The sequence below is a fragment of the Streptomyces sp. LN549 genome, from assembly GCF_043203805.1.
In the GTDB taxonomy this organism is placed as follows: domain Bacteria; phylum Actinomycetota; class Actinomycetes; order Streptomycetales; family Streptomycetaceae; genus Streptomyces.
The window spans coordinates 3265170-3286264 of the sequence record NZ_JAZHRI010000002.1 but is presented as its reverse complement, the minus strand read 5'-3'; the positions used below and the strand labels follow the sequence as shown (position 1 = coordinate 3286264).

Genomic DNA, 21095 nt, shown 5'->3' with positions numbered 1-21095 from the left:
ATGACGGCGAACAGTACGGCGTACAAAGCGCCCCCCGTACCCGGAACGGACGGTCCCCCTCCCCGCCCGCTCCGGCGCCGCGGCCGCCCGGCCTCACCCGCCCGGCGGCCGGGCTGGACCCCCTGGCTCTACCTGCTGCCCGCACTCGTCATGATCGGCGGGCTGCTGGTCTACCCGATCTACCAACTGGGCCTGATCTCCTTCCTGGAGTACACCCAGGCCCAGGTCAGCGGCGGTGAACCGGCCACCTTCCAGGGCTTCGGCAACTACGCGACGCTCTTCCGGGACAGCCAGTTCCGGCAGGTGCTCCTGGCCACCGTGGTCTTCGCCGCGGCCTGCGTCCTGGCCACCCTGCTGACCGGCTGCGCGCTGGCCGTCCTGCTGACCCGGGTGCGGGCCGTGCCCAGGCTCGCGCTGATGATGGCCGCGCTCGGTGCCTGGGCCACCCCGGCGATCACCGGCTCGACCGTCTGGGTCTTCCTCTTCGACGCCGACTTCGGGCCGGTCAACCGGGTGCTGGGGCTCGGCGACCACTCCTGGACGTACGGGCGCTACAGCGCCTTCGCGCTGGTGCTCCTCGAAGTCCTGTGGTGCTCGTTCCCGTTCGTGATGGTGACCGTGTACGCGGGCATCCGGGCGATCCCCACCGAGGTGCTGGAGGCGGCCGCGCTGGACGGGGCCTCGCAGTGGCGGATCTGGCGGTCGGTCATGGCGCCGATGCTGCGGCCGATCCTGGTCGTCGTCACCATCCAGTCGGTCATCTGGGACTTCAAGGTCTTCACCCAGATCTACGTCATGACCAACGGCGGAGGCATCGCCGGCCAGAACCTGGTGCTCAACGTGTACGCATACCAGAAGGCGTTCGCGTCCTCGCAGTACAGCCTCGGTTCGGCGATCGGCGTCGTGATGCTGGTGATCCTGCTGGCCGTCACGCTGATCTATCTGCGCCTGGTGCGGCGCCAGGGGGAGGAACTGTGAGCCTGCCGTCCCTGTCGCGCGTCCGCCGGCCCGGCCGGCTCGCCGCCGAGGCCGCGGCCCTGGTGATCGCCGCGGTCGTCGCCTTTCCGCTGTACTGGATGGTGCTCTCCGCCCTCAAGCCGGCGGGTGAGGTCCAGTCCGCGCACCCACGGCCCTGGACGCTGTCGCCGTCCCTGGACTCCTTCCGCCGGGTCTTCCAGCAGCAGGACTTCGGGCGGTACTTCCTGAACAGCCTGCTCGTCGCCGGCACGGTCGTCGTGGTCTCCGCGCTGATCGCCTTCCTGGCGGCCACGGCGGTGACCCGGTTCCGGTTCCGCTTCCGGACCACTCTGCTGATCATGTTCCTGGTCGCGCAGATGGTGCCGGTCGAGGCCCTGACGATCCCGCTGTTCTTCCTGATGCGGGACTTCGGCCAGCTGAACACGCTCGGCTCGCTGATCCTGCCGCACCTGGCCTTCTCCCTGCCGTTCGCGATCTGGATGCTGCGCGGCTTCGTCAAGGCGGTCCCCGATGCCCTGGAGGAGGCGGCGTACATCGACGGGGCGAGCCGTACCCGCTTCCTGTGGCAGATCCTCTTCCCACTGGTCTTCCCGGGACTGGTCGCGACCAGCGTCTTCTCCTTCATCTCCACCTGGAACGACTTCCTCTTCGCGAAGTCCTTCCTCATCAGCGACACCTCCCAGTCGACGCTCCCGATGGCGCTGCTGGTCTTCTTCAAACCCGACGAAAACGACTGGGGAGGGATCATGGCAGCCTCGACGGTGATGACCGTGCCCGTGCTGGTCTTCTTCGTACTCGTACAGCGACGCCTGGTCTCGGGACTGGGCGGAGCGGTTAAGGACTGACGACATGGACATGGAACTGATCCCGGCGCCCGTGAGCGTCGGTGACCAAGGGCGGTGCGGATTCGTCCTGGACCCGTCCACCACCGTCGCCGCTGCGCCCGGCACCGAGGGCACCGAACGGTGGCTGCGCGCCACGCTCGGCGCCGCCTTCGGTCTGCCGCTCGCACCGGGCGGCGAGGGGGTCGCGCGCGCCATCCGGCTGCGCATCGACCCGTCGTTGGCATCCGAGGGCTACCGGCTGACCACCCAGCCCGACGAGAGCGTCGTGATCACGGGCGGCAGCGCCGCCGGAGTCTTCTGGGGCGCCCAGACGCTGCGTCAGCTGCTGGGGCCGGAGGCCTTCCGCCGGGCGCCCGTCGACGGCCGCACCGAGACCGCCCTCGCGTTCACGGACATCGAGGACCGCCCCCGCCTCGGCTGGCGCGGTCTGATGCTCGACGTGTCACGGCACTTCCTGCCGAAGGACGACGTCCTGCGCTACCTCGACCTCCTCGCCGCCCACAAGCTGAACGTCTTCCACTTCCATCTCACCGACGACCAGGGCTGGCGCGTCGAGATCAAGCGCTACCCGCGCCTGACCGAGGTGGGCGCGTGGCGTTCGCGCACGAAGTACGGCCACCGGGCGTCCGAGCTCTGGGACGAGACCCCGCACGGCGGTTACTACACGCAGGACGACATTCGCGAGATCGTGGCGTACGCCGCCGAGCGGCACATCCGGGTCGTCCCCGAGATCGACATCCCGGGCCACTCGCAGGCCGCCATCAGCGCCTATCCGGAGCTGGGCAACACCGACGTCGTCGACACCGCCGCGCTGTCCGTCTGGGACAACTGGGGCGTCAACCCGAACGTGCTCGCCCCCTCCGACCACACCCTGCGCTTCTTCGAGGGCGTCTTCGAGGAGCTGCTGGAGCTCTTCCCCGCGGCCACCTCGCCGTTCATCCACGTCGGCGGCGACGAGTGCCCCAAGGACCAGTGGAAGCAGTCGCCGGCCGCGCAGGCCCGCATCGAGGAACTCGGCCTCGCGGGTGAGGACGAGCTGCAGTCCTGGTTCATCCGTCACTTCGACACCTGGCTCACCGCGCGCGGCCGCCGGCTCATCGGCTGGGACGAGATCCTGGAGGGCGGGCTGGCCGAGGGCGCGGCCGTCTCCTCGTGGCGCGGGTACGCGGGCGGCATCGCGGCCGCCGAGGCCGGGCACGACGTCGTGATGTGCCCGGAGCAGCAGGTGTATCTGGACCACCGTCAGCACGGCGGCCCCGACGAGCCGATGCCCATCGGATACGTCCGCACGCTGGAGGACGTGTACCGCTTCGAACCCGTACCGCCCGCGCTCTCCGAGGAGGCGGCCCGGCACGTCCTCGGTGCCCAGGCCAACGTCTGGACCGAGGTCATGCAGAACCGGTCCCGCGTCGACTACCAGGTCTTCCCCCGCCTCGCGGCCTTCGCCGAGGTCGTCTGGTCGGCCCTGCCCGCCCCCGCTGACCGGGACTTCGCGGACTTCGAGCGCCGAATGTCCACGCATTACGCACGACTTGACGCGCTCGGTGTCGACTACCGTCCGCCGGGCGGCCCGTTGCCGTGGCAGCAGCGCCCCGGCGTCCTTGGACGCCCGATCGAGGGAACACCCCCGAACGTGTGAGTCCGGACTCGGTCCGGTTGCCGCCACCACGGTCCCCGGGACCGTGGTGGCGGTGCCGTTCGGGCCCGCGAGCCCGCCGGGGAGCCCTCGCCCACCGGAACGGATATGTCGTACAAGCGCGTGTAAGCACGGCAATTCGCACTCTGTGCCGAAGAGGTGCGAAACGGGATCATTCCCCTGGTCGGGGACGGATACTCCCTTCGTGGACCCTCGCGTCGGGCCGGTCCGAAGATGTGCCAGAGTTGCCACGTCCGGGCCTTGAGCACGTACCGTACGGCGAAACAGGCGGGACAGCCGGGACACCGGGAAGGGGCAGCTGGGTTGACCACGCACGCACCGCAGGCGACGCAGTCCGTCACGCTGCCTGCCTCGCTGGACGAGGCCGTGGCGGCACTCGGCGCCATGCCTGCCGCCGTCCCCGTGGCAGGCGGCACGGACCTGATGGCGGCCGTCAACAAGGGGCTCCTGCGCCCCTCCGGGCTGGTCGGCCTCGGCCGGATCAGCGAGCTCCGCGGCTGGCACTACCAGGACGGCCACGCCCTGCTGGGCGCCGGTCTCACCCACGCACGCATGGGGCGGCCCGACTTCGCCGCCCTCATCCCCGCGCTCGCCGCGTCCGCACGCGCGGCCGGCCCGCCCCAGATCCGCAACGCAGGAACGCTCGGCGGCAACATCGCCACCGCCGCACCGACCGGTGACGCCCTGCCGGTGCTCGCCGCCCTGGAGGCCGAGCTCGTCATCGCGGGCCCCGGTGGCGCGCGCCGCGAGATCCCGGTCTCCCACCTGCTGGCAGGCCGCGAGATGCTGGAGCCCGCCGAGCTGATCGGCTTCGTCCGCGTCCCCCTGCTGCACGCCCCGCAGGTCTTCCTCAAGGCGACCGGACGCACCGGCCCCGGCCGTGCCACCGCCTCCGTCGCGATCGTGCTCGACCCGGCCCGCCGCGGGGTGCGCTGCGCGGTCGGCGCCATCGCGCCGATGCCGCTGCGGCCGCTGGAGGCCGAGCGCTGGATCGCCTCACTGATCGACTGGGACGGCGAACGAGGCCTGGCCCCCGACGCGCTGGCCGCCTTCGGCGAGTACGTCGCCGCGGCCTGCATCCCGGACCACGTACCACCGGCCGACGGGGGAGAGGCGCCACCGCTGCCCCCCGCCGTACTGCACCTGCGGCGCACCGTCGCCGCGCTGGCCCGACGCGCGCTGGGGAGGGCACTGTCGTGAGCAACGAGGACCACACCGATCAGCACGGGGGCTGGGAGCCCACCCCGCAGAGCGGCGAGTACGACGCGGAGGCGACCGCCTTCGTCCACCTGCCGCCGGAGGACCTGGCGAACATCCCGCTGGCCGCGCCCGGCCAGGGATACGTGCCGCCGATGATCCTTCCGCTGACCCCAGCGGCCGGACTCGACCCGGCGGCCACCGGCAGCTGGCTCGTCCAGACGCCGGACCAGCAGGACCAGCACGGCCGGCCCGACCCGCAGGACCCCGGTGCGGAGTCCGCGCCCGCCGCGGTGCACTGGCCGGACCCCAACCAGCAGCAGACGGCGTACGGATACCCGCAGCCCGGTCCGCAGGCGTCCCAGGAGTACCCGGACCGGTACCCCGGGGACCCGGCCGCAACCGGCCAGTGGAACTTCGCCGAGTCCGGTGACCCCGCCGAGGCGGCCGGCCACACCGGACAGTGGACGATCCCCGTCGCCGACGGTGAGCTCCCGGAGGAGTCCGGCGAGTTCTCGGCCTCCGCGCTGGCCGCAGGCCTGTACGCGAACCGCACCCCGCCGGCCACGCTGCCGGGCGGTGCGCCCGCGCCGTGGGCGACGCAGGAGCCGCAGCCCGGTGCCAGGGACACCCCGGTGCTGGGGACGGACCTGGGCCACCTGCCGGAGCCCGCCTCCGACGGGCCGGCCGACGTCCCCGCGGACGAGCCCGGCACGGACCCGGTCGCCGACGCCGTGGCGGAAGCCGAGCCGGGCACGCCCGAGGACGCCGCGCACCGGACCCCGGTGGACGAGGCCGAGCCGGACACCACCCCCGAGGACGCGCAGCAGCCCGTCCCGGAACAGCCCGACGCGGCGGCCCAGGACGACGCGGTGCCGGACGCGGCGGTGCAGGACGAGGCGGCCCCGGACGCCCCCGCCCCCCTCGACCTGCCCAGCGAGCATCCCGCCGCCTCCTACGTGCTCCATGTGAACGGCGCCGACCGGCCCGTCACCGATGCCTGGATCGGCGAGTCGCTGCTCTACGTGCTGCGCGAGCGCCTCGGGCTCGCCGGCGCCAAGGACGGCTGCTCGCAGGGCGAGTGCGGTGCCTGCAACGTCCAGGTGGACGGCCGTCTCGTCGCCTCCTGCCTGGTCCCCGCGGCCACGGCGGCGGGCAGCGAGGTCCGTACCGTCGAGGGCCTGGCCGTCGACGGCGAGCCGTCCGACGTCCAGCGGGCCCTCGCGGACTGCGGTGCCGTCCAGTGCGGCTTCTGCATCCCCGGCATGGCGATGACCATCCACGACCTGCTGGAGGGCAATCACGCCCCCAGCGAGCTGGAGACCCGTCAGGCGCTCTGCGGCAACCTCTGCCGCTGTTCCGGCTACCGCGGCGTGCTCGACGCCGTGAACGAGGTCGTCGCGGGCCGCGAGGCCGCCTCCGAGGCGGCCTCGGCACCCGCGCAGGAATCCGCGGAGCCGGACGAGGCCCGCATCCCGCACCAGGCGCCCCCGGGCGCGGGTAGTGTGCAGGCCCATCTGCAGGACGGAGGCATGGCGTGAGCAACGACGCGGCCACCGCTGCGGGCGCGACCCACACGGCGATCAGCATCCCGTCACTGGACGGCCCGGGCGGCCCCGACACCGAGCAGCCGCTGCTCGGCCTCGGCGCCTCCCTGCCGCCGGCCGACGCCCGCGCGAAGACCGAGGGCACCTTCCCGTACGCCGCCGACCTGTGGGCCGAGGGACTGCTCTGGGCGGCCGTGCTCCGCTCCCCGCACCCGCATGCCCGCATCCTGTCCATCGACACCTCGGCCGCCGCCGAGATGCCGGGCGTCCGCGCGGTCGTCACCCACGAGGACGTCCCCGGCGAGAGCGCCTACGGCCGCCGCGTCGTCGACCGCCCCGTCTTCGCGTCCGACCTGGTCCGCCACCACGGCGAGCCGATCGCCGCGGTCGCCGCCGACCACCCGGACACCGCCCGGCTGGCCGCTGCCGCGATCGCCGTCGAGTACGAGGTGCTGGAACCGGTCACCGACCCGGAGAAGGCGTTCGCCGCCGAGCCGCTGCACCCCGACGGCAATCTGATCCGCCACATCCCGCTGCGTTACGGCGACCCGGAGATCGTCGGCGAGGTCGTCGTCGAGGGCCTCTACCGCATCGGCCGTCAGGACCCGGCCCCGATCGGCGCCGAGGCCGGACTCGCCGTGCCCCGCCCCGACGGCGGCGTGGAGATCTACACCGCGTCCACCGACCCGCACACCGACCGGGACCTCGCCGCCGCCTGCTTCGGCCTCGAACCCGACCGGGTGAAGCTCGTCGTCACCGGCGTGCCCGGCGCCACCGGAGACCGCGAGGACCCCGGCTTCCAGCTCCCGCTCGGCCTGCTCGCTCTGCGTACCGGCTGCCCGGTCAAACTGGCCGCCACCCGCGAGGAGTCCTTCCTCGGCCACGCCCACCGCCACCCCACGCTGCTCCGCTACCGCCACCACGCGGACGCCGAGGGCCGCCTGGTCAAGGTCGAGGCCCAGATCCTCCTGGACGCGGGTGCGTACGCCGACTCCTCGTCCGAGTCCCTGGCCGCCGCCGTCGCCTTCGCCTGCGGCCCGTACGTCGTCCCGCACGCCTTCATCGAGGGCTGGGCGGTCCGTACGAACAACCCGCCGTCCGGGCATGTCCGGGGCGAGGGCGCGATGCAGGTCTGTGCCGCGTACGAGGGCCAGATGGACAAGCTGGCGGCCAAGCTCGGCATCGAACCGGCGGAACTGCGGCTGCGCAACGCCCTGTCCACCGGCGACATCCTGCCCACCGGCCAGACGGTGACCTGTCCCGCCCCGGTCGCGGAGCTCCTGCGCGCCGTACGGGACTACCCGCTGCCCTCGCTGCCCAAGGACTCCCCGGAGGACGACTGGCTGCTGCCCGGCGGCCCCGAGGGTGCGGGTGAACCCGGCGCCGTGCGGCGCGGGGTCGGGTACGCGCTCGGCATGGTCCACATGCTCGGCGCCGAGGGCGCCGACGAGGTCTCCACGGCCACGGTCCGGGTCCACGACGGCGTCGCCACCGTCATCTGCGCCGCGGTCGAGACGGGGCAGGGCTTCTCGACGCTGGCCCGTCAGGTCGTGCAGGAGACGCTGGGCATCGAAGAGGTGCACGTCGCGTCGGTCGACACCGACCAGCCTCCGGCGGGTCCGGCGACGCACGGCCGCCACACCTGGGTCTCCGCAGGAGCGGTCGAACGCGCGGCGAAGATGGTCCGCACCCAGCTGCTCCAGCCGCTGGCCCACAAGTTCGGGATGTCCACCGAGCTGCTCCAGATCGCCGACGGAAAGATCACCTCGTACGACGGGGTGCTCTCCACGACCGTCGCGGAGGCGATGGACGGCAAGGAGCTCTGGGCCACCGCCCAGTGCCGCCCCCATCCCACCGAGCCGCTCGACGAGTCCGGTCAGGGCGACGCCTTCGTCGGCCTCGCGTTCTGCGCGATCCGCGCGGTGGTGGACGTCGACATCGAGCTCGGCTCGATCCGTGTCGTGGAGATGGCGATCGCCCAGGACGTCGGCCGGGTCCTGAACCCGTCCCAGCTGGCGACCCGGATCGAGGCGGGCATCACCCAGGGCGTCGGCACCGCCCTGACGGAGAACCTCCGCACCGCCCGCGGTCTCATCCGCCACCCCGACCTGACGGGCTACGCCCTGCCGACGGCACTGGACGCACCGGACATCCGCATCGTCAAGCTCGTCGAGGAACGCGACGTGGTGGCCCCCTTCGGCGCCAAGCCCGCCTCGGCGATCCCGGTCGTGACCTCGCCGGCCGCCGTGGCCGCGGCAGTGCGCTCGGCCACCGGCCGCCCGGTCAACCGCCTACCGATCAGGCCCCAGGCGGCCGTCGCCACCCCCAAGTCCTGAAGTCCGGGCAGCCGTTGCCCTCCGGGTTGCTCCCGCAACCCGGAGGGCGCCGGATCCTCGCCGCTGACTAAGGTGATCTCCGAAGCTTCGAGGGGGAGATTGCTGTGCTGCCGTGCGATCCGGATGCAAGGAGACCGGCGACATCCGCCCGCGCACGAACGGGCTCGATCCGGACGGTACTTCCGATGGCTCTGGCCCTGCTGGCGCTCGGGGCGGGCACGACGCCCGCGCACGCGGACACGGTGCTCTCCGACCAGTGGCACCTCACCCGGATGAAGGCCCAGGAGATGTGGCGGACCAGCACCGGGAAGGGCGTCACGGTCGCGCTCATCGACACCCGGGTGCGCGCGGTCCCCGAGCTCTCCGGCCGGCTGCTGCCCGGCAAGGACTTCCGGAACGGTGCCGCCGGTGAGCGCGACGACCTCGGCACCACCGCCGCCTCCGTGATCGCCGGTACGGGCAAGGGGGCCGGCGGCCGGGACAGCGCGTACGGGCTCGCCCCCGGGGCGAAGGTGCTCCCGCTGGAGGTCTCCGCAGGCCAGGGCACCGGCAACCTGGCCGCGCAGGACGAAGCGATCAACGCCGGAATCGCCCCGGCCCTCCGCTACGCGGCCGACTCCGACGCGAAGATCATCAGCGTGTCGCTCTCCGCGTCCGCCGACGACGAAGCGGTGCGGTCGGCCGTGGACTACGCCCGGAGCAAGGGCAAGCTGATCTTCGCGGCCGTCGGGGAGTCCGTGATCGACTCCCCGCTGGTCGGATACCCGGCGGCGACGCCGGGGGTCGTCGGCGTCAGCGCCGTCGGCAAGGACCTGAAGGGCCTCAAGAAGGCGGGCGCGGGCCTCGCCGTGGACCTCAGCGCGCCCGGCGAGGACATCATCAGTGCCTGCGCGGGCAGCACGGGGCTGTGCAGGACCAAGGGCACCGCGGTGGCCACCGCACTCGCCTCCGCCTCCGCCGCGCTGATCTGGGCCGAGCACCCTGCGTGGACGGCCAACCAGGTCCTGCGCGTCATGATCGACACGGCCGGCGGCCCGACCAGCGGGGCCGTGCGCAACGACTACATCGGGTACGGGATCGTGCGTCCCCGTATCGCGCTGAAGACCCCGGGTGACCCGGGAGCGGCCGACCGGGACCCCATCCCCGACTACCGCACCGCGTCGCCCACCCCCAGGCCTTCGGCCTCCGCATCGCCGGCGGCGGGCGCGCCGGTGTCGCAGGAGCCCTCCGGACCGGCCGAGGCGGGTGCACCCGCCACCGGTCCGGAGAGCGGCGGTCACAGCGGTGCCTTCTGGCTCGCGCTCGCCCTGTGCGCGGCCGGACTCCTCTGTGTCGGCTTCGCGGCTCCGCCGCTGCTGGCCGACCGGCGGCGGCGTTCCCGGCAGACGGCCGCTCTCAGTCGTCCTTGAGCCGCCACGCGGCCGTGCCACCGCCCACGGCGAGCACGGCCCCGCCGGTGGCGAGCGCGGTCAGGAACCTGCGCCGCCCCTGATCCATCGGTGCGGCGCCGGGGCCGGCCGGGACGAGCCGGGCCGCCTCCGACTCGTACCGGCCGATCAGCGCCGCCAGGGCGCCCTGCCGCCAGACCTTCTCCGAACGCCGCGGCGTCGCGAACGCGCGGGCGATCTGCTCCGGGCCGGGACGCACTCCCGGCTCCTTGGCGAGGCAGGGGGCGATGAGGGCCCGCAACGGCTCGGGTACCTGCGCCAACTGCGGCTGCCCGTGCACGACTTCGTACTGCACCGCGGCAACGTGGCCGCCCGTGAAGGCGCGTTGCCCGCCCGCCGCGTACACCAGCACCGCGCCCAGGGAGAAGACGTCGGCGGCCGGACCCACCCGGTGGCCGAGCACCTGCTCGGGCGCACCGTAGCCGGGTGTGACGGGGATCTGCCCCGTGGTCGTGAGGGTCAGCCCGTGCTCCGGGCGGGCGATGCCGAAGTCGATGATGCGGGGCCCGTCCGACGTCAGCACGATGTTCGCGGGCTTGAGGTCGCGGTGCACGAGACCGGCGCCGTGGATCTCGTGCAGGGCGTGGGCCAGGGCCGAGGCCAGGACGTGCACCGTCGCGGCGTCGAGCGGGCCGTGGACGGCGACGGCCTGCTCCAGGTCGGGGCCGGCCAGGAACTCGGCCGCGATCCAGGGCCGCCCGCCCTCGACCTGCGCGTCCAGCACCCGGGCCACGCCTGTGCCGGTGACGGACCGTGCGGTGTGCGCCTCGCGCACGAAGCGCTGCACCAGCTGCTCGTCGTGGGCGAGTTCGGGCCGCAGCGACTTCACCGCGGCCCGGTGGCCGTGGCTGTCCTGGCCGAAGTAGACCTTGCCCATCCCGCCCTCGCCGAGCACACCGAGCAGACGGTACGGGCCGAGCCGGAGCGGGTCTCCTGGGCCGAGCGGTTTCATGACGGGTCCTTCTCAGGGAGGCCGGGAACGGGTGCGTGGGCGTGCGGCGGCGGGGTCAGCCGCCCAGGCGCAGGGCGTCCACCTCACGCCAGGTGCCGTTGCCGACGAGTGTGTCCTTGCCGGGCATGAGCGCGAAGTTGCGGATCGAGCTCTCCAACGAGCGTACGTACGTGTGGCCGCTCAGCTCGATCGCCCCCAGCCCCGACTGGTCCGCGTAGTAGAGGTGCTTGCCCGAGACGACGGGCGGCGCCACCGCGGTGGTCGCGCTGCCCTCGGGAACGGCGGCGTCCCAGAGGAGTTCGCCGCGTTTCGTCTCCAGGGCGACGATGCCCCGGCCGCCCTCGGCCGCGTACACGACACCGTCCCGCACGGTCGGCGGCCCGTAGTGGTCATCGCCGTTCGTCACGCCGCCGAAGTCGCGGTCGCGGCCGAACTCCCACACCACCGCGCCGTTGGACAGGCCGATCGACTGGAGCACGGTCGACCCGATGTAGAGGTGCTTGCCGTCGTCCGCGAGCTGCGCCCCGCTGCTCACCAGGGTGGAGAAGCTGTCGGCCGCCGCCTCCAGGGACGTGCGCCACAGCTCCTTGCCCGAGCCGGTGTCGTACGCGCTGAGTATGAGGTCGTAGGAGGTCTGTCCGACCACGATCCGGTCCCCGACGACCTTGCCGAACGCCCCGCTGTAGCCGCTGCCCTTCTTCCACTCCTTGAGGGGGGTGCGCCAGCGGAGCTTTCCCGTGCGGGCGTTCACCGCGTACAGATGCCGGTCGAACGTCTTCGCGCTGTCGTCCCCGGCCGTCAGGTACACGGTGTCGGGGGTGGCGCAGAGGAGTTCGGCGCTCGCACCCTTCGGCAGCTTCAGGGCCGACAGTGTGGTCACCGTACGGTCCTGCCGGCCGGTGTCCGTGTCGACCGTGACGACCGAGTAGTCGTCGGTGGTCACGCCGACTGTCCAGTAGAGCAGGGAGCCGTCCGTGACGGCCCGGCCCTCGAACAACGTCGGGAAGAACATCCAGAGTTCGCTGCCGTCCGCCGGGTCGATGCCGCGCAGCTGGCCGCCCGTCGTCACGACGATGCCCTTGCCCACGAACAGGGGCGGCATCGCGTCGTCGGCCTTCCCCCGGCCGCTGGTCCACAGCAGGTCCCACGGCCCCGGCGGAGAGGCGGCCGTGCCCGTACCGGATACGGCCGGCGTCGGCGAGTTCTTCGCTGTGCCCTTCGCTGTGCCCTCTGCGTCGGATCTGCCGGACCGCAGCCACAGCCCGCCGCCCACGACCGCCCCGGCCGCCGCCGTGCCGGCCAGGACCAGGAGGCCGCGGCGGGACGGCCCCGCGCGCCGGGGCGCGGGTGCGGCGGTGGCGGTGACGAGCGGCTCCTCCGGCGCCGGGAGCCGTTCCGGGGACGCCTGCCAGACCTCCGCCGCGCGACGGGAGATCTCCGACAGGAGGGGGTGGGGAAGGTGGTCGGCGAACTCGCCGTGCCCGTCGTGGAGCGCGGCGGCCAGCGCGCCGGTGGCCGGTCGCAGCGCCGGGTCCTTCGCCAGGCACCGGGCGAGCACCGCGGCCAGCGCCGCCGGTACACCGGTCAGGTCCGGTTCGGCGTACCGGACGCGGTAGAGCAGATCGGCGGGCTGTCCGCTGCCGAAGGGGCCGCGGCCGGTGGCGGCGAAGACGAGGACACCGGCGAGTGCGAAGACGTCACCGGCCGGGGTGTGCTCCTGTCCGGTGGCCTGCTCCGGGGACATGAACGCGGGGGTGCCGGCGGCCACGCCCACGCGGGTGAGGCGGTCGTCGCCGAGGGCGCGGGCGATGCCGAAGTCGATGACCTTCGGTCCGTACGCGGTGATCATGACGTTGGACGGCTTCAGGTCGCGGTGCACCACGTCGGAGCGGTGGAGCTGCCCGAGCGCACCGCACAGCGCCGCGCCCACGGCCCGTACCGCGGCCTCGGGAAGGGGGCCGCTCACGGCGACCGCGTCGTCCAGGGGCGGGCCGAGGACGTACTCCGTCGCCAGCCAGGGCACCTCGGAGAGCGGATCGGCGTCGACGACCTGGGCGCCGTGGAGGCCGCCGATCACGCGGGCCGCGTCGGCCTCCAGCCGGAAGCGGGTGCGGAACGCGGTGTCGGCCGCGATGTGCGCGTGCACCGTCTTGAGGGCGACGGTCGCGCCGCCGGGTGTACGGGCCAGGTAGACGGTGCCCATGCCGCCACTGCCGAGCCGGGCGGCCAGCCGGTAGCCGCCGATGTGCGAGGGGTCTTCGTGGAGCAGGGGTTTGATCATCGGTCAGGCTCCGAGGGACGGGCGTACGTCGGCTGCAAGGATCTCCGCGGACTGCCGGGCGATGGCCGCGACCACCCGGCCGGGCAGCCGCAGCGCGCCCGCCCCGGAGGCGGGTTCCAGGACGGTGGCGACCGGGGCGGCGGTCGCCGTCGGCGCGAGGGCTTCGAGGACGTCGGTCGCCCGGGGGCGGGCGGCGGGGTCGCGGGAGAGGCAGGCGGTGACGAGCGGGCGCAGCAGGAGGGGGAGCTCGTCGCGGTCGGGGACGGTGTGACCGGTGGCCGCGTACGCCAGGACCGCGCCCAGTGCGTAGACGTCGCCGGGCGGCCGCGGGCGTCCGCCGGCGGCCTGCTCGGGCGGGAGGCTGCCCGGGTCGAGGCCGGGGAGTCCCGAACGGGCGGTGCCGTCCTCGGCGGCGGCGCGCGCCGCTCCGAAGCAGGTGAGCCGCGGGCCGTCCCCGGCCAGCAGCACGGCGGCGGGCGACACCCCGGCATGGGTCACCCCGGCCGCGTGGGCGGTGGCCAGACTCTCGGCGAGGCAACGGCCCAGGATGCGCAGGGTCTCCTCGGGCAGCGGCCCGCCGTTGACGGCCAGGGCCGTGGGCAGGGGGAGTGCGGGAACGTACGGGCGCGCGCACCACACGGCCGCTCCGGGCTCCGCGTGCTCGGTGACGGGGGCGGCCCACGGACCGAGCAGGAACCGGGCGGCCTGTGCCTCGGTGAGGAACCTGGCCGGATCGGTGCCGTCGAGCGGCATGCTCACCAGCACGGTCCGCTCGCCGTCCGGGGTGCGGGCGATGAACCGCCGCTCGGGAACGGCGGCGGCGCCGGGGCCCGTCGGGTCCAGCCGTGCGATGACGAGGTAGGGGCCGATCTGCCGGGACGGAGCAAGGTGCGGCAACTGCATGAACGGATATCCCCCCGGACGTCATCAGAACAGGAGCAGCCTACTCAGCGATCAGGGTCGGGAACTTCGTGGGCGAGGCACGGAGCCGTTCGAGCGTCCGAAAAATCATATATTCCTGTACTGAGTGCCGTAATGGCCTTAGATGAGGAGTCAGCTGTATGAGCGCTCTGTTCGTCATCGCCTACGAGGACCTCGCCACCGCCGACCAGGTCCGCGACAAGCTGCTGTCCCTGAACCGCGAGCACCTCGTCGAGCTGGAGGACGTGGTCGTCGTCGAGCGGCGCGCGAGCGACGGCAAGCGCTGCACGAGGACGCGGCGGCGCCGGTCGCCTCCTGACCGCGGTCCGTCCGGACATGCCACCGCCCGCCCCTCTGCGCTTCCGTGTGAGGGGCGGGCGGTGGTGTGCGGAGACCGTGACCGGATTCGAACCGGTGTAACTCGAGTTGCAGTCGAGCCCCTGAGCCTCTCGGGCACACGGTCGTGCGTTGTTGCGACGTCCCGACCGTAGGCCTGGGGCGGCGCGGCGTACAAGAGTGCGGGCCGCCGTGCAACGCGACTGCCATACGGCGTTCACGATCGGCGAGGGCTCACGCGCTCCGGTCCTACGACCAAGGGACGAGATCCGGAGCGACTCGCGACAGGGTTCAAGCAGGAATTCGCCCCTTACTCTTGGGCTCATGACCGCCCTGGAACCGCGCGACGCCGATGTCTCGCCCCGCACCGAAGACGCCGACGCCACCCTTGGGGCAGCGGAGGCCGCAGCGCCGGACGGTGTCCTCGGACGGACCTACCGGGCGCTCAGCATCGGCATCGTCTCCGTCGTGTTCCTGATCGCCTTCGAGGCGACCGCCGTGGGGACCGCGATGCCGGTCGCCGCCCGTGAGCTGCACGGCATTCCGCTGTACGCGTTCGCGTTCTCCGCGTACTTCACCACCAGCCTCTTCGCCATGGTGCTGTCCGGGCAGTGGGCCGACCGGCGCGGGCCGCTCGCACCGCTCGCCACCGGCATCAGCGCCTTCGGCGCCGGGCTGCTGCTGTCCGGGACCGCGGGCACCATGTGGATGTTCATCGCGGGCCGGGCGGTGCAGGGGCTCGGCGGCGGGCTGGTGATCGTCGCGCTGTACGTGGTGATCAGCCGGGCCTACCCGGAGCATCTGCGGCCGGCGATCCTGGCCGCGTTCGCCGCGAGCTGGGTGATCCCGTCCGTCGTGGGGCCACTGGCCTCCGGGAGTGTGACCGAGCACCTGGGCTGGCGCTGGGTCTTCGTCGGCATCCCCGTGCTGGTCGTCTTCCCGCTCGTGCTCGCGCTGCCCGCGATCCGGCGGATGGCGTCCGGCCCCGCGGACCCGGCGGCGCCCGTCGAGCCGTACGACCGCCGGCGCATCGCGCTCGCGCTGGGCATCTCGCTGGGCGCCGGTCTGCTCCAGTACGCCGGACAGGAGCGGAACTGGTTCTCCCTGCTGCCGGCCGCCGCCGGTGTGGCCCTGCTCGTCCCCGCGATCCGCGGCCTGCTGCCCCCGGGCACCGGCCGCGCGGCACGCGGGCTGCCCGCGGTGGTGCTGCTGCGCGGGGTGGCGGCCGGATCGTTCATCGCCGCCGAGTCCTTCGTACCGCTGATGCTGGTCACCCAGCGCGGGATGTCCCCGACGATGGCCGGACTCTCGCTCGCCGCCGGCGGCGGGACATGGGCGCTGGGCTCGTACGTACAGTCCCGGCCTCGCGCGGAACCGCACCGCGAGCGGCTGATGGTGGGCGGCATGGTGCTGGTCGCCGCGGCGATCGCGGCCGCGCCGGCCGTGCTGATCGACGGGGTGCCGGTCTGGACGGTGGCGGTGGCCTGGACCTTCGGCTGCTTCGGCATGGGCATGGTGATCGCCTCGACCAGCGTGCTGCTGCTGAAGCTGTCCGCGCCCGAGGAGGCGGGGGCGAACTCCGCGGCCCTGCAGATCTCCGACGGCCTCTCGAACGTCCTGCTGCTCGCCGCGGGCGGCGCTGCGTTCGCGGCGCTCGGCGGGGGAGCGGTGGGGGCGGTGCACGAGGCGGTGGAGGCAGGCGCGTCGGGCTCGCACCCGGGGGCGTTCGCGGTGGTGTTCCTGCCGATGGCGGGGGTGGCACTGGTGGGGGCGTGGGTGGCTACGCGGGTGCGGACGAACGCGTAGCACCGCGTGGTACCAAGCGGTACCTTCCGCTCTTGGCTGGTCTGAATCTGCGGATCACCGAAGAGGAGCTGGACGCCCGCTTCGACGTGGACGAGGCCGAGCGGTTCGTCCTCGACGTCTGCCAGGGAGCACTGGACATGCCCAGGATCGCGGAGCAGCTGTCCGGGTTCGCCAAGTGGACGTCGCCCTGTGAAGCGGGTCTCAGCGGTGCCGGACCACGGCTGGTTCGTACGGGGTTCGGCCCCGCCCCCCGGTAAGGTGGCCCGGTTGTCGTATCGCGTACGGGCCCGTCCCGGTCCGTGCGGACAGCACCACACGTACCCGAGAGACCCGAACCGGAGACCGTGACTACTACCGCCTCCCACCACCTCTCACCCGCCTTTCCCGGCCGCGCCCCCTGGGGCACGGCCGGGAAGCTGCGGGCCTGGCAGCAGGGCGCCCTCGAGAGGTACATCCAGGAGCAGCCGCGCGACTTCCTCGCGGTCGCGACCCCCGGCGCCGGAAAGACCACCTTCGCGCTGACCCTCGCCTCATGGCTGCTCCACCACCACGTCGTGCAGCAGATCACCGTCGTCGCGCCCACCGAGCACCTGAAGAAGCAGTGGGCCGAGGCGGCCGCCCGGATAGGGATCAAGCTCGACCCCGAGTACAGCGCGGGCCCCGTGAGCAAGGAGTACCACGGGGTCGCGGTCACGTACGCGGGCGTCGGCGTCCGCCCCATGCTGCACCGCAACCGGTGCGAGCAGCGCAAGACCCTGGTGATCCTCGACGAGATCCACCACGCCGGTGACTCGAAGTCCTGGGGCGAGGCCTGCCAGGAGGCGTTCGACCCGGCGACCCGCCGGCTCGCCCTGACCGGCACGCCGTTCCGCTCCGACACCAACCCGATCCCGTTCGTCGCGTACGAGGAGGGCAACGACGGCATCCGCCGGTCCTCGGCGGACTACACCTACGGCTACGGCAACGCGCTCGCCGACGGCGTCGTCCGCCCCGTGATCTTCCTCAGCTACAGCGGCAACATGCGCTGGCGCACCAAGGCCGGTGACGAGATCGCCGCCCGGCTCGGCGAGCCGATGACCAAGGACGCCATCGGGCAGGCCTGGCGCACCGCGCTGTCGCCCACCGGCGACTGGATCCCCAACGTCCTCAGCGCCGCCGACAAGCGGCTCACCGAGGTCCGCAAGGGCATCCCGGACGCGGGCGGGCTCGTCATCGCCACCGACCAGGAGTCGGCGCGCGAGTACGCCAAGATCCTCAAGAAGGTGACCGGCGAGAAGCCCACCGTCGTCCTCTCCGACGAGAAGGCCGCGTCGAAGAAGATCGACTCGTTCACCGAGGACGGATCGCGCTGGATGGTCGCCGTCCGCATGGTGTCGGAGGGCGTCGACGTGCCGCGCCTGGCCGTCGGCGTGTACGCGACCACCATCTCGACGCCGCTCTTCTTCGCCCAGGCCGTCGGCCGCTTCGTGCGCTCCCGCAGGCGCGGCGAGACCGCCTCCGTCTTCGTACCGACGATCCCGATGCTCCTCGACTTCGCCAACGAGATGGAGGTCGAACGGGACCACGTCCTCGACAAGCCCAAGAAGGGCAGCGACGAGGAGAACCCGTTCTCCGAGGAGGACAAGCTCCTCGCCGACGCCGAGAAGCTGGAGGACGAGGAGACCGAGGAGCAGCTGCCGTTCGAGGCGCTGGAGTCCGACGCGGTCTTCGACCGGGTGCTGTACGACGGTGCCGAGTTCGGCATGCAGGCACACCCGGGCAGCGAGGAGGAGCAGGACTACCTCGGCATTCCGGGGCTGCTCGAACCCGACCAGGTGCAGTTGCTGCTCCAGAAGCGGCAGACCCGGCAGATCGCGCACAGCCGGCAGAAGCCGGCCTCGGAGGCGGACCTGCTGGAGAAGCCCGCCGAGGACCGGCCGGTGGTCACGCACAAGCAGCTGCTGGGACTGCGCAAGCAGCTGAACACCATGGTGTCCGCCTACACGCACCAGAGCGGCAAGCCGCACGGCGTCATCCACACCGAGCTGCGGCGGGTGTGCGGCGGGCCGCCGAGCGCGGAGGCCACGGCCGGGCAGATCGAGCAGCGGATCAAGAAGGTCCAGGAGTGGGCCACCCGCATGACGTGAGTCGACGGGGGCGTACGACGCACCGGCCCGGGGCGGGAACAGCGGTTCCTGCCCCGGGCCGGCGTCATGCGCGGGCCGCTACCAGACGTGCGATGCGGACTGAACGGACGTCGCCACGCACGGCACTGTGGCGGACGTCGGGGACGAGGCCACGATCTGCAGTGACCAGTTGGTGGAGCTCGGGGGAGTGGGCAGTACCACGGAGTTGGTGCTGTTGCCCGCCGCGAGCGTGCCGGAGGTGAGCTTCAGCGGGCCCAGTGTGATCGGGTTGCCGCCGCTCATGCCGGGGTTGGTCTTGGCGGAGAACTGGACCTGACTGGTGACGCCGCCCACGGTCTTGGTGAGCTTGAGCGTCGTCGTGATGCTGTTCGGGTCGGCACTGGTGCCCGCCGGCATCGTGATCGCCGAGGACGTGATCTTGATGGTCTTCGTCGTGCCGTTGTCAGCGGCGGTCAGGGTGGCGAGACCGCTGCCCCAGGTGCCGCAGTTGTAGGTGGCCGTCGCGATGAGCGGGGTCACCGCGGAGGCCGTCGGGGCCGAGAGGGCGAGCAGTCCGGCTGTCGAACACGCCGCCGCCAGGATCAGCGGCAGGCGTCTTCGGCCGGACGCGTGGGTTGAAGAGATCGACATGACGGGTGGAACTCCTTCCGGTTTGAATTCCGCGGATCCGCCGTCTCGCTGCACTCGGTGCATTCGCTGTACGTACGGATCTGCGTGCCGGGCCCGGCATGTCGGGTGCAGTGAAACGGTGATCTTCGAAGAAGTCAACAGGTATGTGAAAAACGTCAGCCAAAATCCCTTTGGGGCATTTCAGAAAAGGATCAATCGGCTCTCTCTTGACTTCTCTGCACGTGACCTCCTCAATGTGCGCAATCAATGGTCCATGAAAGGGTGTCAGGTGATCCGACGACGAAGACCCGGTGTGACCGGTCTGCTCGCGGCCTGCTTCGTACTGTCACTGGGCTGCGTCGGGGCGACGGCCGCACCGTCCCCGTCCGCCGGTCCGGCGGCCGCGGCCGGGACGGTGACCCCGACCGTGCACTGCGTCCTGCCCGCGGGTCAGGGAGAGGCGACCGGTCCGCAGGAGATGACCGTCGATCTGTCGCCGGCCGTCGTCGAACCGGGCGGAAAGGTGCACGCGACGGTGACGCTGGGCCCGTCCCCGGCCACCAGCGCCATCGCGCTGGAGGACGTGCCGACGATCCCCAGTCTCGACCTCGCGATGTCCGGCGGGGCCACCGGGACCGTCACCGTGCGGGGCGCCGAGTTCTCGATGGACGTCCCGGCCGGGACGTCCATCGAGATTCCGACGTACGAAGGCGACTTCCTGGTTCCGGCGGACGCCTCGGGTGAGATCTCGTTCGCCCCGATCCGTACGCTGACGCAGACCAAGGTGTTCGGATCGGTCTTCGAGACACCCTGCGACATCGTCGACGGCGGCGGTTCCATCGGCACCGTCACCGCGGAGGGCTCCGCGTCCGAACCCGCCACGCTGACCGCTCCCGCCGACCCGGTGCGCCCGAACACCGCGGTGACGCTGGGCGGTTCGGGATGGACCCCGGACGCGGCCCCCGTGCCGTCGCTGTGCGCGGTGGGCGGTGGTGGCTGCGACCCGCTGAAGTTCACCGCCCACACCCTGAGGATCGACTCCTACGGCACACTCACCGGCACCGCGACCCTCGGTGAGGCCGGAGCCGTGCCCGACGGCAGCTACGAGGTGAAGGTCAACGACGGCACGAAGGAGGCCACCGCCCCCCTCACCGTCGAAGCCGTCGCGGCCGGCAACCGGGAGATAGAGCTGTCGTCGGACAGCGGCCCGGTCGGCAGCGTGATCACCGTCAGCGGCCGGAACTACAACCCGGACCGCTGGATCAACGTCATCGGCCTCGACGCCTCGGGCACCACGCTCGACGACAGCGCGGTCTACGTGAAGAGCGGCGCGGACGGCACCTTCGCCGTCGAGTTCACCGTCATCTCCGACGCCGTCGCCGCCGTCCAGGCGGACGAGGGCAACGACCCGGCGACCGTGCGCACCGCCCCGTTCACCGTCACCACCGGTGGCGGCGGGGGCGGAAGCACGGCCGAGCAGCAGCTGAGCACCCAGGTCAGGGCGGGAACGCTCTCCATGACCCAGGACGGTGACACCGTCGACTTCGGGACGACGGTCCTGGGCGCGGACAGCGGTGTGCAGAGGACCCACCTGAACCGGGTGGAGGTGCAGGACGCCCGCGGCGTCAACAGCGGCTGGTCCCTGACGGCCACCCTCACCGACTTCACGAGCGCCGACGGGAGCACCATCCCGGCCGGTGCGGTGCGGTGGGCGCCGGCCTGCACGGCACAGGACGGGAGCGTGGGGGCGCCGGTCGCCGGATCGCCCACCGTGCTCGGGGGCGAGGCGGCGAGCCTCTGCCGGATGAATCCGGACGGATCACGTCCGTTCACCGGCGGGAAGTTCGACGCCGAGGCGGGGCTCGCCCTCACGGTTCCCGAATTCACCCGGCCCGGAGATTACGGCGCCATCCTGACCCTGACCCTGCTGTGAGTTCGTAAAGGTCATCGGAGTCATCAAGGCCACCAGGGCCTCAGGGAAAGCACCGACGACGCCCGTCTGTTCCGTAAGGCAATGGAGCAGGCGGGCGTCGTGCATTCCGCATTCGGATCAGTC

General features: G+C 72.4%; 14 protein-coding genes, 1 tRNA gene and 1 pseudogene. 11 read left to right on the top strand and 5 right to left on the bottom strand.

All coding sequences use genetic code 11. The features are described from left to right. The 7 genes from SH922_RS14725 (at position 1) to SH922_RS14695 (ending at position 9969) form a co-directional block, all read left to right on the top strand. Positions 1-978, top strand: coding sequence for a carbohydrate ABC transporter permease (locus tag SH922_RS14725; protein WP_393058412.1), 978 nt, complete (start codon positions 1-3; stop codon positions 976-978). Next, a complete protein-coding gene (locus tag SH922_RS14720; protein ID WP_393058411.1) occupies positions 975-1823 on the top strand; it encodes a carbohydrate ABC transporter permease in 849 nt (282 codons plus the stop codon). The genes SH922_RS14725 and SH922_RS14720 overlap by 4 nt, the downstream gene beginning before the upstream one ends. A 4-nt stretch (positions 1824-1827) precedes the next feature. After that, positions 1828-3462 (top strand): beta-N-acetylhexosaminidase, encoded by a 1635-nt coding sequence (locus SH922_RS14715; RefSeq protein ID WP_393058410.1) that lies wholly within the window; start codon positions 1828-1830, stop codon positions 3460-3462. A gap of 321 nt (positions 3463-3783) precedes the next feature. Then, on the top strand, positions 3784-4680 hold the full coding sequence (locus SH922_RS14710; protein WP_393058409.1) for an FAD binding domain-containing protein: 897 nt from the start codon (positions 3784-3786) through the stop codon (positions 4678-4680). Continuing rightward, complete coding sequence (locus tag SH922_RS14705; RefSeq protein WP_393058408.1) at positions 4677-6218, top strand: 2Fe-2S iron-sulfur cluster-binding protein; 1542 nt, start codon at positions 4677-4679, stop codon at positions 6216-6218. Before SH922_RS14710 ends, SH922_RS14705 begins: the two co-directional genes overlap by 4 nt. Then, positions 6215-8560, top strand: a complete 2346-nt coding sequence (locus SH922_RS14700; protein ID WP_393058407.1) for a xanthine dehydrogenase family protein molybdopterin-binding subunit — start codon at positions 6215-6217, stop codon at positions 8558-8560. Before SH922_RS14705 ends, SH922_RS14700 begins: the two co-directional genes overlap by 4 nt. 185 nt (positions 8561-8745) lie before the next feature. Further along, positions 8746-9969 (top strand): S8 family serine peptidase, encoded by a 1224-nt coding sequence (locus SH922_RS14695; protein ID WP_393058406.1) that lies wholly within the window; start codon positions 8746-8748, stop codon positions 9967-9969. Here SH922_RS14695 and SH922_RS14690 read toward each other — a convergent pair. The 4 genes and pseudogenes from SH922_RS14690 to SH922_RS14675 all read right to left on the bottom strand — a co-directional run. Continuing rightward, positions 9968-10960, bottom strand: a pseudogene (locus SH922_RS14690) (serine/threonine-protein kinase); the annotation flags it as partial. The gene SH922_RS14695 and the pseudogene SH922_RS14690 overlap by 2 nt on opposite strands. 55 nt (positions 10961-11015) lie before the next feature. Continuing rightward, positions 11016-13241 carry a PQQ-binding-like beta-propeller repeat protein gene (locus SH922_RS14685; RefSeq protein ID WP_393058405.1) on the bottom strand — a complete coding sequence of 742 codons (2226 nt, stop codon included), beginning with the start codon at positions 13239-13241 and terminating at the stop codon, positions 11016-11018. Between the two features lie 3 nt (positions 13242-13244). Then, on the bottom strand, positions 13245-14144 hold the full coding sequence (locus SH922_RS14680; protein WP_393058404.1) for a serine/threonine protein kinase: 900 nt from the start codon (positions 14142-14144) through the stop codon (positions 13245-13247). A 409-nt stretch (positions 14145-14553) separates the two neighbouring features. Further along, positions 14554-14625, bottom strand: a tRNA-Cys gene (locus SH922_RS14675). A 197-nt stretch (positions 14626-14822) separates the two neighbouring features. Here SH922_RS14675 and SH922_RS14670 point away from each other — a divergent pair. The 3 genes from SH922_RS14670 (at position 14823) to SH922_RS14660 (ending at position 18430) form a co-directional block, all read left to right on the top strand. Then, complete coding sequence (locus tag SH922_RS14670; protein ID WP_393058403.1) at positions 14823-16304, top strand: MFS transporter; 1482 nt, start codon at positions 14823-14825, stop codon at positions 16302-16304. Between the two features lie 32 nt (positions 16305-16336). Continuing rightward, positions 16337-16561: a hypothetical protein gene (locus tag SH922_RS14665; RefSeq protein WP_393058402.1), complete on the top strand. Its 225-nt coding sequence runs from the start codon at positions 16337-16339 to the stop codon at positions 16559-16561. A gap of 87 nt (positions 16562-16648) precedes the next feature. Beyond that, the gene (locus SH922_RS14660; RefSeq protein WP_327710927.1) at positions 16649-18430 is read left to right on the top strand and encodes a DEAD/DEAH box helicase; all 1782 of its coding nucleotides are present in this window, start codon (positions 16649-16651) and stop codon (positions 18428-18430) included. 78 nt (positions 18431-18508) lie between these two features. Here SH922_RS14660 and SH922_RS14655 read toward each other — a convergent pair whose 3' ends face one another. Further along, a complete protein-coding gene (locus SH922_RS14655) occupies positions 18509-19060 on the bottom strand; it encodes a hypothetical protein (protein WP_393058401.1) in 552 nt (183 codons plus the stop codon). A gap of 292 nt (positions 19061-19352) precedes the next feature. On the opposite strand from SH922_RS14655, the gene SH922_RS14650 reads away from it, so the two are divergent. Next, a complete protein-coding gene (locus SH922_RS14650; RefSeq protein WP_393058399.1) occupies positions 19353-20972 on the top strand; it encodes a WxL domain-containing protein in 1620 nt (539 codons plus the stop codon). The last annotated feature ends 123 nt before the right edge of the window (positions 20973-21095 follow it).

Coding starts and splice junctions, on each gene's coding strand:
- SH922_RS14725 (WP_393058412.1), top strand. CDS start 1: ATGACGGCGAACAGTACGGCGTACAAAGCGCCCCCCGTACCCGGAACG.
- SH922_RS14715 (WP_393058410.1), top strand. CDS start 1,828: ATGGACATGGAACTGATCCCGGCGCCCGTGAGCGTCGGTGACCAAGGG.
- SH922_RS14695 (WP_393058406.1), top strand. CDS start 8,746: ATGGCTCTGGCCCTGCTGGCGCTCGGGGCGGGCACGACGCCCGCGCAC.
- SH922_RS14685 (WP_393058405.1), bottom strand. CDS start 13,241: ATGATCAAACCCCTGCTCCACGAAGACCCCTCGCACATCGGCGGCTAC.
- SH922_RS14680 (WP_393058404.1), bottom strand. CDS start 14,144: ATGCAGTTGCCGCACCTTGCTCCGTCCCGGCAGATCGGCCCCTACCTC.
- SH922_RS14670 (WP_393058403.1), top strand. CDS start 14,823: ATGACCGCCCTGGAACCGCGCGACGCCGATGTCTCGCCCCGCACCGAA.
- SH922_RS14655 (WP_393058401.1), bottom strand. CDS start 19,060: ATGTCGATCTCTTCAACCCACGCGTCCGGCCGAAGACGCCTGCCGCTG.